The sequence below is a fragment of the uncultured Cardiobacterium sp. genome (assembly GCF_938028825.1).
Lineage (GTDB): Bacteria > Pseudomonadota > Gammaproteobacteria > Cardiobacteriales > Cardiobacteriaceae > Cardiobacterium.
Genome location: NZ_CALIZP010000014.1, coordinates 1 through 13,642, shown reverse-complemented (window position 1 = coordinate 13,642; position 13,642 = coordinate 1). Strand labels below are relative to the sequence as shown.

The following is a 13,642-nucleotide window of genomic DNA, read 5'->3' as shown; positions in this document are numbered from 1 at the left end:
TTCCCGCTGGAAAAAAACGACTACGTCCGCACCCGCCTCACCCATTCGCTGGAAGTCTCCTGCGTCGGGCGCAGCATGGGCAGCAGCGTCGGCACCCGCCTTGTCGCCGCAAACCCCGCCCTCGCCGCGCACGGCATCCACGCCGCCGACATCGGCGACATCGTCGCCGCCGCCTGTCTTGCGCACGACATCGGTAACCCGCCCTTCGGCCACTTCGGCGAACAGGCGATGCGTGACTACTTCGCAAGCCCTGAGGCGGAAACCATCCTCGGCCGCCTCGACAACGACGCGCAGCGCGCCGACCTGCTCAACATCGAAGGCAACGCGCACGCTTTCCGCATCATGAACCGCCTCGAAAGCCCGGACAACCACGGCGGCCTGCGCCTCACCGCCGCCACCCTCGCCGCTGCGGGCAAATACCCGGCGACCGCCTACCGCAGCCCGTACAAAAAAAACGGCGTCTATCAGGACGACCTTGCCGATTTCGCCGCCATCTACACCGCCCTCGGCATCCCGCCGCGCGGCGACAGCGGGCAGGCCTGGCACCGCCACCCGCTCTCCTTCCTGATGGAAGCGGCGGACGACATCTGCTACCTCATCGTGGACATTGAAGATGCCTACCAAATCCGGCAAATCGACCACCGCCGCGCCCTGGAACTGCTCGCCGACCTCGCAGGCGACATGGTGGACGAGACCCGCCTTGCCGCGATGGACAGCAAAAGCGACCAGCTCGCCTATCTGCGCGCCAAAGCCATCGGCCGCCTGGTGCACGAAACCGTCGCTGTCTTCCACAACAACGAAAATGCGCTGCTGGCGGGGGCGCGTGACGCGCCGCTGCTGCAAGACATCCCCTCCATCGAAAAACTGCGCGCCCTGCGTGAATACGCCGAACAATACATCTACATCAGCCGCCCGGTCGTCGAAGTGCAAATCGCCGGGCACCGCGTATTGACCGGGCTGATGGCCATCTACTGCCGGGCGATTGCCAACACCCACGGCCGCGACACCATCACCCGCGCCGACCAGATGCTTCTGGCGCTCCTGCCCGAACGCTTCCGCAAAGGCCGCGACAGCCTCTACCAGAAACTGCTCGGCGTCTGCGACTACATCGCCGGCATGACCGACAGCTACGCCGTCTCCCTCTACAAAAAACTGACCGGCATCAGCCTGCCGGTGAATTGAGCAACCATGACCACACCCCACGCCCGCACCGAAATCCTCGTCGGCACCGACGGCGTCCGCCGCCTGCACGACAAAACCGTCCTCATCGCCGGCCTCGGCGGCGTCGGCGGCTACTGCGCCGAAGCCGTCGCCCGCGCCGGCATCGGCCACCTCATCCTGCTTGATCACGACACCGTCGCCCCCTCCAACCTCAACCGCCAACTCCTCGCCCTGCACAGCACCCTCGGCCGCGCGAAAACCGCCGTGATGGCCGAACGCCTGCGCGACATCAACCCGGAACTGCACATCACCATCGCCGCCCACTTCCTCCACCCCAGCCAGGGCGAAGCCTTCCTCGCCCCGTTCGCCCCCGACTTCCTCGCCGACTGCATTGACTCCATCGGCTGCAAGGCGGCGCTCGTCCGCGCCGCACAACAGCGTGGCATCGGCGTTATCTCGGCAATGGGCGCGGGCAACCGTCTCGACGTGCGCCGCGTCCGCATCCTGCCGCTTGCTGACACCATCGGCTGCCCGCTGGCGCGGGAAATGCGCCGTGTCCTGCGCGGCCGGGGCGGCAGCCTTGCTTATCCGGTGGTTTTTTCCGACGAAGTGCCGCGCAAACCGCTGCCGCACCAGCCGGTAAGCGGCACACCCGGCCGCGCGCGGGCAGTCAACGGCACCATCTCCTACATGCCGGCGCTGTTCGGCATCATGATGGCGGGTTACATCATCGAGCGCCTGCTGACGGAATAACGCGCAAGCCGCAACAAAAATGGGGCGGTTGCCCCATTGTGTTTCATGCCAATGAAAGCCGGGATTTGCGCATCGTTCAAAAGTCGTGCCGCAGCAGGATTTTCGTCAAATAGCTGTGCTCGCCGCCCTGCGTGCGGTAGGCACCTTTCACTTCGGTAAAAGTGTGTTTGCTGAAATAGTAGCGGTGTCCCAAATGGAATTGCTGCCAGGTTTTTTCCTTGTCGTAATCGAGCATTTCCCAACCGGCGCGCAATTTCTGCGCGCCAAACGAATAATCGGCGGATGTGGCAAAGAAATCGCCAAAACCGGCATGGTGCTGATAATCGAAGGCGAGTTCGAGGGATTGTTTTTTGTCCTTGTTCGCAAAAGGCGTATAGGCAATGGATGCGCCCATGATTTCATTCGTCTTGCCGCCCAATTCCGTTTCAATCGCATCAACACTGGTGCGCTGATAGCCCAGCGACGTATCCAGGCCATGTCCTTTATAACCGACTGCGGCATCATAGGCATTGAAGGCGCGGGTTTTGCCGTTTTTTATCACCTCATGCGAGCCGTCGAGAATGCCGTCCACTGCAAACTTGAATCCGCTGCCGGCAATATTGTCGAGATCGTAGCGAATCACCTTGCCCGGTCGGGCGAGACCAATTGCGGCATCATCGAATACCGATTTACCCATATAGGTTTTCCATGCCGTTGTTTGCCGTCCGAGGGTCAATTTGCCGAAATTGCCTTTCAGGCCGACATAGCCTTCGCGCAAGCCGTTCAGACCGGCGCTGCCGTCCTTGCTTTCCTTGTGCGTCAGATAAATATTGAAAAAAGCCCGCATGCCGTTGCCCAGCTTTTCTTCGCCGCGTATCCCGATGCGGACATGGTCGCTGAGATAATCGACACGTGTTTTTTCTTCCTTGTTGCGGTCGGTAATGACCATCCCCTGCGAAACCGCGCCATAGAGCGTTACGCTCGAACCGCTGTCATTCGCCTTGTCCTTGTCGGCGGCAAACACGATACCGCCGACTGCGGCAGGCAAGATGAATGTCACCGGAATCCATTGTCTGCACATAAACAACAACCTATCTCATTTGAATTACGGGCGCGCAAGGATAACGACACCTTCAAGAACCCGCAATGAAAACATGACCTGACGATATGCATCACCGCAACGGCAGGGCATGGCGGGAAGCGGTGTTTGCACCCATCCATGCGTGAACCACCCGCCGGTACGAAAAAAAAGCCGAACCCGCAGGTTCGGCTTTTGGGCAAGGTTGCGGGTTAGAGCCGCCCCATGCCGGCAAGAGCCTGCCACCAGGCGAAGCCGATGGTAACGTGGATAAGCAGGCTGCCGAAGGCGAAGATGGCACCAATAATCCACCAGGAGCGGATGTCGTTGTAGCCTGCGCCGTAGATGATGGGCGCGGGGCCGGAGCCGTAATGGGTGAGCGCGCCGCCGTAGCAGTTCGAGCAGAGCAGGCCGAGGGCGAGCAGGAGCGGCGGGGCACCGGCGGCAGCACCGACGGCGGCAAAGACCGGCACCATCGCGGCGACATAGGCACCGCCGGAGGCAAAGAGGTAGCGGATGGCGACGCTGATGAAGAGGATGGCGACGGCGGCAACGGTGCCATGGCCTTCGCCGAAGTTGAGGTTGTTTTTCATGGCGTAGGCCAGCCATTCGAAGAACATGGCTTTTTTCAGGATGCCGGAGAGGCCGAGAATGCCGCCATACCAGATGAGGGTGTTCCAGGCACCTTTGTTTTTCAGAATTTCGTCCCAGCTGACCACGGCAAGGATGACAAGCAGCGCCATCGCGGATATGGCGGTGGTGGAGGCTTCTTCGAGGTGTAGCTGTTTGCTGAATGCCCAGGATACGACCGCCGCGATGAAGAGGAAGATGAGGGTTTTTTCGCGGGTGGTGATGGGGCCGAGTTCTTCCAGACCCTTCTTGGCGATGGCTTTGTTATCGATTTTTTTCAGTTCCGGCGGGTAAATGAAATAGATGACCAGCGGGGTGAGGAAGAGGCAGATCAGACCCGGCACACTGGCGGCAATCGCCCACTGCGTCCAGTCCAGCTTGATGTGCAGGATGGGTTCCATCAGGTTCATCGCAAGCAGGTTTGGCGCCATCGCGGTGAGGAAGAGGTAGCCCGTGGTTTTCACCACCATGTAGGTGTTGAGCAGCAGGTAGTGGCCGGCTTTGCGCGGGCTTTTTTCCGGATCAGAACCCAGCGAGACGGCGACGGAGTTCATGATGGGGTAGATGATGCCGCCGGCGCGCGCGGTGACGGAAGGCATCGCCGGCGAGATGATGAGATCAAGGCAGGCGTTGACGTAGCCGAGGCGCAGGGTGGTGCTGCCGAAGGCGCGGATGAGCAGGTAGGCGATGCGTTTGCCGAGCCCGGTCGAGACGAAGGCGGTACTCATGGCAAAGGCGGCGAAGACCAGCCAGGTGGTGCCGGATTTGTAACCGCCCAGGGTGTCTTCTTCTTCCAGCGCGATTTTGACGGTCTCGCCCGTTTTCGGGTTGACCCATTCTTCACCTGGGGTAACGCCGATAATGATGGACGACAGGGCGACGCCCGCCAGCAGGATGACCGGCAGCGGGAAGGGCTTGAGCAGGATGGCGACGATGGTGGCGACGTACACGCCGAAGAGGTGCCAGCCGATGTTCGAGAGGCCTGCCGGTGCCGGGAAGGCGTACGTCAGGGCGATGATGGCCACGAGTATGGCGTAGTGGATGAGTTTTTTGGTGTTCATGCGGTACCTTTTGGGTTGTGCATTGGGGTGGTGGCGGGAATGCCGTTGGGGTTGTCCGCCGTGTGAGCGGCGGGTCTTGCTTCCGTGGCTTGCGCGGCGGGAAGCGAAGTCGGGAAATAGCGGCCTAAGTAGGCGGTGAGCGCCAATAGGTCGGCACTGCCGCCCGCGCTCAGGCGGCGTGTGGCGCAGTCGCGCCCATAGGCGGCGATGGCGGTGCTGAGGCGGTCTTTGTCCATGAGGGTGGCGTCATCTGCAAGCAGCCGCTTGGCCCATTCCTGGTGGGCACGCAGGCCGTCCAGACCGACGCGGGCAATGGTGGTGGTGTCGTCGTTTGCGGCGTAGAGGGTGACGAGGGCGGCAAGCAGGGCGTGGCGTTCGCTGCCACTGGCGCTGAGGATGCGTTGGTAAGCGGGCAGGGCGTGGGCGGTGATGAGGCGGTAGCCGTCTGCCGCTGCGCCGCGCGCGCCGGTGATGTGGTGCTGGCGGTAGGCGCGTTGTCCGGCGCTGTCGCCTGCACCCTGTTCGGCGGCAAGGTTGGCGCTGATGGCGCGGATGTCGGCCAGCGTTTGCGCCAGGGTGGCGCTGCCGCCTGCCGCGAGCTGTCTGCCGAGGGCGGCGGCGGTAAGGCCGAAAGCAAAGATGGCGCCCTTGTGGGTGTTAACGCCGCCGGTTGCGGCCAGCATGGCGGCTTCGGCCTGGATGCCGATGGGACGGATGGCAGCGAGGATGGCGGGGCTGGCGGCATCAGCGGCGAAGGTCATGCCGCGCGCGGCGCAGGCGGCGAGGTAGGGGGCGATGGCATCGGCGCTGGCGAGGAAGTGGGCGAGGGTCATGTCGTGATGGCCGCCGTTGCCGCAGGCATCCACCAGTCCCGCTTTCGGGGTCAAGGTTGCCTCGGTAATCAGCGCCGCGCGCATGGCGGCACCGATGACGGCGGCCTGTTGATGCAGGCGGTAGCGGCGGATGATCTCGACGTTGAGGGCGTCGATGCTGTGGCGGCGGGCGCGGGCACAGCTTTTGGCGTCGTCGTCGCAGAGGAGGCAGCGGCGCGGCGGCAGGCCGCAATCGGCGCGGCTGATGGGGCGGCCATTAGCGGCGATGATGTCGATATCCCACAGACGGGCAAGCGGAGAAGCTGCTTCCAGCGCGAGCATGGCGCGTTTCCATTCGTGCGCGTCGCCCGCCACGCGGTAGAGGGCGTGATGGCCGCAGTCGTCAATGTGGATGCCGACCGCTTGCGGGCGGGGGAGCACGCGCTCAACCGCCTGCTGCGCCGCTTGAAAGACGACATCAAGCAGCGGGCTGCGTTTGACGGCACCCGGCGCAGCAAGGGTGAGCGAGATGAGGACGCCGCCTGCCGCCTGCATCGCCTGCTGCCGCGCGGCACGGGCATCGCGCGCGGCGAGGATGTCATCCAGCGCAACCGCCCGGCCTTCGTGAGCGGGCAGGGGCGGGGTGGGCGCGGTGTAGGTGCGGGCGGTGGTCATAGGGTGCAGGTGGTGATTCGGTCAATTCGCGTGATGACATCGCTGGGGCGGCTTCGGGTGGTTTTCATGCTTCCGCCCAATCTTCGATGGTCAGTGTTTCTATCCGCCGGTATTCACGCACGTTGTGCGTGACCAGTACGGCATTGAGACTCAAGGCATGGCAGGCGATCCACAGGTCGTTACTGCCGATCGGGGTGCCTTGTCGTTTCAGGCGGTTAGCCCAGATACCGTAGTGGTGGCAGGTCGCGGCATCGGGATAGTGAACGGTGATGTGCTGCGTCATTCGCTCAATGGCTGCCAATGCTACCGCCATGTTTTGGCTTCCCTGTGCGCCTTTGTGCAATTCGCCGTAGGTAATAAAGCTCATCGCAAGACGTGTCGCCGCAGGCAGTTGCGCTATCCGTGCCGCTACGCTTGCCGGGTGGTTTTTCATCAGGTAAATGATGATGTTGGTATCCAGCAGATACATCACAGGCTGTCGCGTTCCGGAGGTGGCTCGTCGTCACGATCTGCCAGGGCGGCGATGAAGTCGTCATCAAATCCGCTAAACAGGTCAAGGAAGGCTTCGCCGGACAGGCGTGCCGGCCGCAGGATGATGTCGCCGTTATCTGCACGGAAGATTTCTACGGTGTCGGTATTGAAGCGGTAGTCCAGTGGAATACGTACTGCCTGGCTGTTCCCGCTTTGAAAGACTTTGGTCAGCATATTCACCTCTTTGTATATATGTTTCGTGTTTTGAGTATATACCGGTTGTGTGGCAATGCGTTGGGTTAAGGGATGCACCTCAGGCGATGTTCCAGGCCATCGCTTCGATTTTGTGGCCGTCCAGGTCGCGGACGAAGCAGCCGTAGTATTCGGGACCGTAGTGTGGACGGCCACCCGGTGCGCCGTCGTCCGTTGCGCCGGCGGCGATAGCAGCGGCGTAGAAGGCGTCTACTTGGGCGGGGTTTTCCGCCAGGAAGGCGACGTGGGTGCCGTTGGCGGTTTGTGCGGGCTGGCCATTGATTGGGCTTTGTATCCAGAATTCAGGGTAGGCGCGGCCATAGGCAATGGCGTTGTGCTCGCTGAGATCCATGGTGCGCTTGATGCCGAGGGTGGCCAGCACTTTGTCGTAGAAGGCGGCGGCTGCGGCGAAGTTATTGGTGCCAAGCGAGACGTGGGACAGGGCGCTTTGTAATTCGGTCATGAGGTTCTTCCTCTTCGTGAGTTGAGGTGATGCGGGTGTGGCAATGGGATACAGGAAGGGTGGGCTCGTTGGCCCACCCTGTGGTTTTGTCAGTCAGCGACTTGATAGACGGTGTCGATGACGCTGCCGTCGCGGTAGCGCACGACGGCAACCGGTTTGTCGGTAAAGCGGATTTTTTCCGGTTTGCCGGTCAGCGCGATAGCACGTTCGTGCAGGGCTTCGATGGTGGTCAGCTCGACCCCGGCCTCGCGCAGGCGTTTGGCCAGTTGCGGGCGGCGCGGGTTGACGGCCACGCCGTGGTCGGTGATGAGCACGTCAATGTGTTCGCCGGGGGTGATGCAGGTGATGACTTCATCTACTACGGTGGGGATGCGGCCGCGCACCAGCGGGGCGACGATGATGGCGAGGCGGGCATTGGCAGCGGTATCACAGTGGCCGCCGGATGCGCCGCGCAGGACGCCGTCCGAACCGGTCAGGACGTTGACGTTGAAGCCGGTGTCGATTTCAAGCGCACTCAGAACGACGACATCAAGCTGCTCGACGGAAGCGCCTTTTGAGCTGTAATTGGCGTACTGGTTGGCGCTGATTTCGATGTGGTTCGGGTTACGCGCCAGCGATTTGGCAGCGTCGGCATCGAAGCTCTGCACGTCGAGCAGTTTTTTGATGAGGCCTTTTTCGTGCAGGGCGACCATAGACGCGGTGATGCCGCCGAGGCCGAAGGCAGCGGTGATGTTTTCGCGGCGCATTTTGTCTTCAAGGAAGCGGGACACAGCCAGCGAGGCGCCGCCGGTACCGGTTTGCAGCGAGAAGCCGTCGTAGAAGTAGCCGGATTTGGCGATGACGTCGGCACAGTGACGGGCGATAAGCAGTTCACGCGGGTTGGTGGTCATGCGGGTGGCGTCTGCGCCGATTTTCGCCGGATCGCCGACGGCATCCACTTTCACGATGTAGTCCACCTGATCTTGCGCGATGCTGTGCGGCGCGGTCGGGAAGTCTTCAATCGACTCGGTCAAAAGGACGACTTTGTCGGCGTATTCGGCGTCGGTCATGGCGTAGCCGAGCGAGCCGCAGACGCTTTGTCCGTGCTGACCGTTGGCGTTGCCGAAGTGGTCGCAGACGGGGACGCCGAGGAAGGCGACGTCAATATGCAGTTCGCCGCTTTTCACGAGGTGGACACGACCGCCGTGCGAGTGGATTTGCACGGGTTCTTTGAGGATGCCCGCCGAGATGGCGTCGGCAAGTTTTCCGCGCAGGCCGGAGGAGTAGAGTTTGCTGACCACGCCGTTTTTGATGTGCTCAACCAGGGGCGCGTGTACGCCGGTGAGCGAGCTGGAAGCGACGGTGAGGTTTTTGAAGCCCATTTTGGCGAGGACTTCCATCACCATGTTGACGGTGTAGTCGCCGCCCCGGAAGCCGTGGTGGAAGGAGACGGTCATGCCGTCTTTGAGGCCGCAGGCGCGCACGGCGTCTTCGATGCTTTGCAGGACTTTGCGCGGGGCGCGCTCGCCGAAGGTCACTTTTTTCTCACTGGCGGCGAAGGGTTTGAGGCCGGCTGCCGCAGCAAGGCCGCCTTTGACGCGTTGTTCTCTGTTCATATTCGTTTATTCCTCTCTGATGCCGGATGCGGCTGCGCGTTGCAGAACCAGTTTGGCGCGTTCGATGATGGGTGTATCCACCATTTTGCCGTTGAGCGAGACAACGCCGGAACCGTTGCGTTCGGCTTCTTCGGCAGCGGCAATGACGCGCGTAGCGTGATCGACTTCTTTCTGCGTCGGCGCGAACAGGTTGTGGATAAGGGTGATCTGGTTCGGGTTGATGAGCGATTTGCCGTCAAAACCAAGTTGCTTGATGAGCGAAGCCTCGCGCAGGAAACCTTCTTCGTTGCGCGCGTCGGAATAGACGGTGTCAAACGCCATCAGGCCGTTGGCACGGGCGGCATGCAGGATGCTGCTGCGGGCAAAGAGCAGTTCGATGCCTTCCGGTGAGCGCTCCGTTTTCATGTTGCGCACATAGTCTTCCGCGCCGAGCGCGATACCCATCAGGCGTGGCGAGGCTTTGGCGATGTCGTTCACCGCGAGGATGCCCTGCGCGGATTCAATCGCGGCGAGCAGTTGCGTGCTGCCGACTTCGCGGCCGCAAGCCTTTTCAATCTCGGTGATGGCCTTGTCCATATCGACGATGTCCTGAGCGCTGTCGGTCTTCGGCAGACGGACGATGTCGGTACCGGCGCGCACGACGGCGTTCAAATCCAGCAGACCGAATTCAGAAGCAAGCGGGTTGACGCGCACCACGGTTTCCATCTCGCGGTAGAGCGGGTGTTGCAGGGCATGGGCGACCAGCATCCGCGCGGTGTCCTTCTCGGCCAGCGCTACGGAATCTTCCAGGTCGAACATGATGGAATCGGGTTTGTAAATAAAGGTGTTGCTGATCATGCCCGCATTCGAGCCGGGGACGAACAGCATACTGCGGCGAAGTTTCATAATACTTTCCCCCAATCGACAGGTTCATCGGTAGCGCGCAGCAGTGCCGCTTTCAGACGGGCACGCAGCACGCAATCCAGCGCGCCGCGATCATCCAGACGCAGGGCGACCGCATCCACGCCGAGCTGTTTCAGCACATCATTCACCGTGGCGCGGATTTGCGCGTCGAACTGCTTGCCGACGCTGCTGGTCAGATCCAGCGATACCCCGCCGCCGCTGGGGGCGACATAAACCATCACGTCGCTGGACTCGACCGTCCCGGCGACACTCTCTTTCGTGATTCGCATACAAATCTCCTCTTGGGTCAGGAAAACGGCGGGACTTGAGCCCCGTCAAGAACGGGCATCTTAGAGAAATTAAAAAATGATGACAATCTTGTTTTTTTCATAAATTCCCAGGCACCGTAGCGCCGTTCCCGCCGCCACAGCCGTTTACCATAACCCTCGGAATACGCTACAATAATCGTGATCCTGCGCGGCCTTCCCGCCGCCTGTCGGCAAAGCGGCGAGATAACCCGCGCGAAAATCACCGTTCATCCAGCATTCAGGAGTATGCAACATGCAGGAAAAAATCCTTCTTTCCGTCCTTACCGCCTGTCTGCTCGCCGCTTGTGGCGGCAGCAGCAGCGACAACAGCAACCCGCAAATCACGCCGCCGCCGGGCAACAACACGCCGCAGCAGCCGGGCGGCCCGCAAACCCCGCAGCAGCCGGACAACCCGCAGCAGCCGCAAGCAGTTACCAAACTGACCGCCGACTATAGCGCCGACAACGATTACGACTGGGGCGCCGACTACAACGGCTACGACACCTTCACCCTGAAAGTCGGCGACAAGCCCCTGGTGAAAGAAGTGCGTGGCGAGAAAAAACAGACGTTTGACCTGACCGCCGTACCGCTGGGTTTCCACACGCTTGCTGCGGAAAGCCAATACACCGGCAGCAATCCCGAACATAAAGCGGAAGTCACGCTGCGCTCCTATCGCGGCTTCTATGGCGGTGCCCACGCCTACGGCAAAGATGGCAGCACAAGCCCGCTGGATGCGGGCGATGAAGCCTATCTCTCGCCGACGGCAACCCTGCCCGCCAATGGCACTGCCACCTACACGGGCACGGTCTTTGATGCCCACGACGCCAACGATGCCGCCCTGGCCTACCGCATCGATTTCGGGCAGAAAAAAGGTTCCGGCACCGTCGCGGCGGCCAATGGCCGTACCGCTCTGACCTTGCAGGAAGCGGACATCACGCAGTTCAGCACCGCTTTCGGCAACACGCACGGCGTTGACAGCGGCGGTGTGAGAAGCACCGACGGCAGCATCAGCGGGACTTATGACCTGGGTATCGCCGGGCCGAATGCGGAAGAAATCGTCGGCAGCCTCAGCTACGGGGCGACCGGACAGGTTCCCGACATCAATCAGGTCTTCTACGGTAAGCGCGGCGACATCACGCCCTGATACGGCCGTTCCTGCGACAAAAAAACCGGCGTCCGCGCCGGTTTTTTCTTGCCCGTTTGCCGCCGGGCGGTGGGGATGGTGGTTCAAGCCGTCTAGCCATGCACCCAGATAAGGCGGGCGAGGAGGATGAGGGCGAGGAGGATGACGCCGATGTTCAGCTCGCGGTAGCGGCCGCAGACGAGTTTGATGATGGTGTAGCTGATGAAACCGAGGGTGATGCCGTCGGCGATGGAGTAGGTCAGCGGGATGGTGAGGAAGGTGATGGCAACAGGGGCGGCTTCGGTGAGGTCGTGCCAGTCAATCTCGCCCACGGTGTACATCATCAGTACGGAGACGTAGAGGATGGCGCCGGCGGTGGCGTAGTTGGGCACCATTTGCGCGAGCGGCGAGAGGAAGGTCGCCAGCAGGAAGAGGATGCCGACGACAACCGCCATCAGGCCGGTACGGCCACCGACGGCGACGCCGGAAGCGCTTTCGATGAAGCTGGTGGTGTTGGAGGTGCCGAGGACAGCGCCGATGACGGTCGCGCTGCTATCGGCCAGCAGCGCTTTTTTCAGGTTCGGGATTTTGCCGTCACGGACAAGGCCGCCGCGTTCTGTCACGCCAATGAGGGTGCCGGCGGTATCGAAGAGATCCACGAAGAAGAAGGCAAAGATGATGCTGTACATGGCGGGATCCAGCGCGCTACGGAAGTCCATCTGCATGAAAGTCGGCGCCAGCGAAGGCGGGGTGGCGATAAGGCTTGCGGGCAGCGGCTGGTTGTGGAAGAGGACGCCGAGGACAGAGACGATGAGGATGGCGAGCATGACGCTGCCCGGCACGCGGTAATGCACGAAGGCGATAATCATCAGGAAGCAGAGCGCGGTCATCAGCGGTGCAAAGCTGATGATGCTGCCCATTTTGACGAGGACGCCGTCAGCATCGACGATGATGCCCGCACTTTGCAGGGCGATGAAGGCGAGGAAGCCGCCGATGCCCGCCGCAATCGCTTTTTTCAGCGGGTGGGGGATGGCGTTGATGAGCCATTCGCGGATGCGGAACAGGCTGATGAGGATGAAGAGGACACCGGAGAGGAAGACGCAGGCCAGCGCCGTCTGCCAGCTGTGGCCGAGTTGCAGGACGACGGTGTAGGTGAAGAAGGCGTTGAGCCCCATGCCCGGCGCGAGGGCGACCGGCAGGTTGGCGTAGAAGCCCATGATGAAGGAGCCGATGGCGGCGGCGATGCAGGTGGCGACGAAGACGGCACCGTGATCCATGCCCGCTTTGGCGAGGACGTTCGGGTTGACGAAGATGATGTAGGCCATCGTCAGAAAGGTGGTAATGCCGGCGATGGTTTCGGTGCGCGCGGTGGTACCGTGCGCCTTGAGCCGGAAGAGTGTGTCAAGCATGGCGGGTGTCCGGTTGATTGGAGGGAGCGGTATTTTATCGCCGCCATTCCGGTAAGGTTATGGTTTGTTGCGGCGGCGTTTTCCGGCCATCTTCCTGCCCGCACGGCAGAAAAAAACCGCCCGGCGCGCTGTGCTACACTTCCCGCCGCAAACCCCGTTCATGCACGGCAACATCATGATAAATATGAATAAAAAACTCGTCCTCTTCGACCGCGACGGCGTTCTGAACGAAGCCGGACGCATCACCCGCCCCGAAGAACTGCGCCTCCTCTCCAACGCCCTGCGCGGCATCGCCCGCCTCACCCGTGCGGGCATCCGCGTCGGCATCTGCACCAACCAGGGCGGCATCGCCTGCGGCGCGCTCAATGAAGTGGCCCTCGCCCGCATCCACGACAAACTGCGGCTGGTCGCGCGCGAATTCGGCGGCAATATTGGCCGCATCGTGTACTGCGCGAGTGCCGACAACAGCCATCCCCTGCGCAAACCCAATCCGGGGATGCTGCTCGACCAGGCGCGCCATTTCGGTCTCGCCGACCTCAGCGGCGTACCCTTCGTCGGCGATAACCTCGTTGACGTGCAGGCAGCACAGGCGGCGGGTGCCGTACCCGTGCTCGTCCGCACCGGCCATGGCAGAAACACCGCGCACAAGCACCGCGCCGCCCTGGGCGGCGTCCTCAGCTATCCTGATGTCGAAACCGCCGTCAACCACTGGCTCAAGGAGGCCGCCTGATGCTTCGCCTGCGCACTTGGCTCTTCAAAATCCTGTTTGTCCCCGCCACCATCCTCTGGTCGATCTTCATCGTCTGCCTCATTGTCCTGCCCTTCCCGCTACGCCTGCGCCTCGCCTTCGGCTGGGGCTACACCACCATCTGGCTGGCGCGCTGCATCGTCGGCATCAAATGGCAAATCCACGGCCTCGACAAAATACCGGAAGAGGCCTGCGTCCTCATGGTGAACCACCAGTCCACCTGGGAAACCGCCTTCCTGCCC

At 61.8% G+C, this 13,642-nt stretch carries 14 protein-coding genes and 1 pseudogene; 5 read left to right on the top strand and 10 right to left on the bottom strand.

Annotated features, from left to right (window positions below; all coding sequences use genetic code 11):
- Both dgt and Q0562_RS01660 read left to right on the top strand, forming a co-directional pair.
- Positions 1-1,182: dGTP triphosphohydrolase (gene dgt / locus Q0562_RS01665; RefSeq protein ID WP_298640273.1), on the top strand; the 1,182-nt coding region annotated here is incomplete at its 5' end.
- Between the two features lie 6 nt (positions 1,183-1,188).
- Positions 1,189-1,914 carry a tRNA threonylcarbamoyladenosine dehydratase gene (locus tag Q0562_RS01660; RefSeq protein WP_298640270.1) on the top strand — a complete coding sequence of 242 codons (726 nt, stop codon included), beginning with the start codon at positions 1,189-1,191 and terminating at the stop codon, positions 1,912-1,914.
- 76 nt (positions 1,915-1,990) lie between these two features.
- On the opposite strand, the gene Q0562_RS01655 is transcribed toward Q0562_RS01660, so the two are convergent.
- The 9 genes from Q0562_RS01655 to citD all read right to left on the bottom strand — a co-directional run bounded on the left by Q0562_RS01655 (position 1,991) and on the right by citD (position 10,102).
- Entirely contained in the window at positions 1,991-2,974 is a 984-nt protein-coding gene (locus Q0562_RS01655) for a porin (protein WP_298640267.1), read from the bottom strand.
- 209 nt (positions 2,975-3,183) lie between these two features.
- A complete protein-coding gene (locus Q0562_RS01650) occupies positions 3,184-4,662 on the bottom strand; it encodes an anion permease (RefSeq protein WP_298640264.1) in 1,479 nt (492 codons plus the stop codon).
- Positions 4,659-6,149: a citrate lyase holo-[acyl-carrier protein] synthase gene (gene citX, locus Q0562_RS01645; RefSeq protein ID WP_298640261.1), complete on the bottom strand. Its 1,491-nt coding sequence runs from the start codon at positions 6,147-6,149 to the stop codon at positions 4,659-4,661. The genes Q0562_RS01650 and citX overlap by 4 nt, the downstream gene beginning before the upstream one ends.
- 64 nt (positions 6,150-6,213) lie before the next feature.
- On the bottom strand, positions 6,214-6,621 hold the full coding sequence (locus tag Q0562_RS01640; RefSeq protein WP_314385476.1) for a type II toxin-antitoxin system VapC family toxin: 408 nt from the start codon (positions 6,619-6,621) through the stop codon (positions 6,214-6,216).
- Entirely contained in the window at positions 6,618-6,854 is a 237-nt protein-coding gene (gene vapB, locus Q0562_RS01635; protein WP_298640256.1) for a type II toxin-antitoxin system VapB family antitoxin, read from the bottom strand. Before vapB ends, Q0562_RS01640 begins: the two co-directional genes overlap by 4 nt.
- Positions 6,855-6,933: 79 nt before the next feature.
- The gene (locus Q0562_RS01630; protein WP_298640253.1) at positions 6,934-7,335 is read right to left on the bottom strand and encodes a VOC family protein; all 402 of its coding nucleotides are present in this window, start codon (positions 7,333-7,335) and stop codon (positions 6,934-6,936) included.
- A gap of 89 nt (positions 7,336-7,424) precedes the next feature.
- The gene (citF, locus tag Q0562_RS01625) at positions 7,425-8,930 is read right to left on the bottom strand and encodes a citrate lyase subunit alpha (RefSeq protein WP_298640250.1); all 1,506 of its coding nucleotides are present in this window, start codon (positions 8,928-8,930) and stop codon (positions 7,425-7,427) included.
- A 6-nt stretch (positions 8,931-8,936) separates the two neighbouring features.
- Positions 8,937-9,815 carry a citrate (pro-3S)-lyase subunit beta gene (gene citE, locus Q0562_RS01620; RefSeq protein ID WP_298640248.1) on the bottom strand — a complete coding sequence of 293 codons (879 nt, stop codon included), beginning with the start codon at positions 9,813-9,815 and terminating at the stop codon, positions 8,937-8,939.
- Entirely contained in the window at positions 9,812-10,102 is a 291-nt protein-coding gene (gene citD / locus Q0562_RS01615; RefSeq protein WP_298640245.1) for a citrate lyase acyl carrier protein, read from the bottom strand. Before citD ends, citE begins: the two co-directional genes overlap by 4 nt.
- Positions 10,103-10,373: 271 nt before the next feature.
- On the opposite strand from citD, the gene Q0562_RS01610 reads away from it, so the two are divergent.
- Positions 10,374-11,264, top strand: a complete 891-nt coding sequence (locus Q0562_RS01610; RefSeq protein WP_298640241.1) for a factor H binding protein domain-containing protein — start codon at positions 10,374-10,376, stop codon at positions 11,262-11,264.
- Between the two features lie 92 nt (positions 11,265-11,356).
- Here Q0562_RS01610 and Q0562_RS01605 read toward each other — a convergent pair whose 3' ends face one another.
- A complete protein-coding gene (locus tag Q0562_RS01605) occupies positions 11,357-12,652 on the bottom strand; it encodes an NCS2 family permease (RefSeq protein ID WP_298640239.1) in 1,296 nt (431 codons plus the stop codon).
- Positions 12,653-12,836: 184 nt separating this feature from the next.
- Here Q0562_RS01605 and Q0562_RS01600 point away from each other — a divergent pair, with 184 nt between their 5' ends.
- Positions 12,837-13,382 carry an HAD-IIIA family hydrolase gene (locus tag Q0562_RS01600; protein WP_298640236.1) on the top strand — a complete coding sequence of 182 codons (546 nt, stop codon included), beginning with the start codon at positions 12,837-12,839 and terminating at the stop codon, positions 13,380-13,382.
- Positions 13,382-13,642, top strand: a pseudogene (locus Q0562_RS01595) (1-acyl-sn-glycerol-3-phosphate acyltransferase); the annotation flags it as partial. The gene Q0562_RS01600 and the pseudogene Q0562_RS01595, both read left to right, overlap by 1 nt.

What these genes read in the sequence shown, in the direction of transcription:
- citF (WP_298640250.1), bottom strand. Translation starts at nt 8,930, where the DNA reads ATGAACAGAGAACAACGCGTCAAAGGCGGCCTTGCTGCGGCAGCCGGC.
- vapB (WP_298640256.1), bottom strand. Translation starts at nt 6,854, where the DNA reads ATGCTGACCAAAGTCTTTCAAAGCGGGAACAGCCAGGCAGTACGTATT.
- Q0562_RS01600 (WP_298640236.1), top strand. Translation starts at nt 12,837, where the DNA reads ATGAATAAAAAACTCGTCCTCTTCGACCGCGACGGCGTTCTGAACGAA.
- Q0562_RS01660 (WP_298640270.1), top strand. Translation starts at nt 1,189, where the DNA reads ATGACCACACCCCACGCCCGCACCGAAATCCTCGTCGGCACCGACGGC.
- Q0562_RS01655 (WP_298640267.1), bottom strand. Translation starts at nt 2,974, where the DNA reads ATGTGCAGACAATGGATTCCGGTGACATTCATCTTGCCTGCCGCAGTC.
- Q0562_RS01605 (WP_298640239.1), bottom strand. Translation starts at nt 12,652, where the DNA reads ATGCTTGACACACTCTTCCGGCTCAAGGCGCACGGTACCACCGCGCGC.
- citX (WP_298640261.1), bottom strand. Translation starts at nt 6,149, where the DNA reads ATGACCACCGCCCGCACCTACACCGCGCCCACCCCGCCCCTGCCCGCT.
- Q0562_RS01650 (WP_298640264.1), bottom strand. Translation starts at nt 4,662, where the DNA reads ATGAACACCAAAAAACTCATCCACTACGCCATACTCGTGGCCATCATC.
- citE (WP_298640248.1), bottom strand. Translation starts at nt 9,815, where the DNA reads ATGAAACTTCGCCGCAGTATGCTGTTCGTCCCCGGCTCGAATGCGGGC.
- Q0562_RS01610 (WP_298640241.1), top strand. Translation starts at nt 10,374, where the DNA reads ATGCAGGAAAAAATCCTTCTTTCCGTCCTTACCGCCTGTCTGCTCGCC.
- Q0562_RS01630 (WP_298640253.1), bottom strand. Translation starts at nt 7,335, where the DNA reads ATGACCGAATTACAAAGCGCCCTGTCCCACGTCTCGCTTGGCACCAAT.
- citD (WP_298640245.1), bottom strand. Translation starts at nt 10,102, where the DNA reads ATGCGAATCACGAAAGAGAGTGTCGCCGGGACGGTCGAGTCCAGCGAC.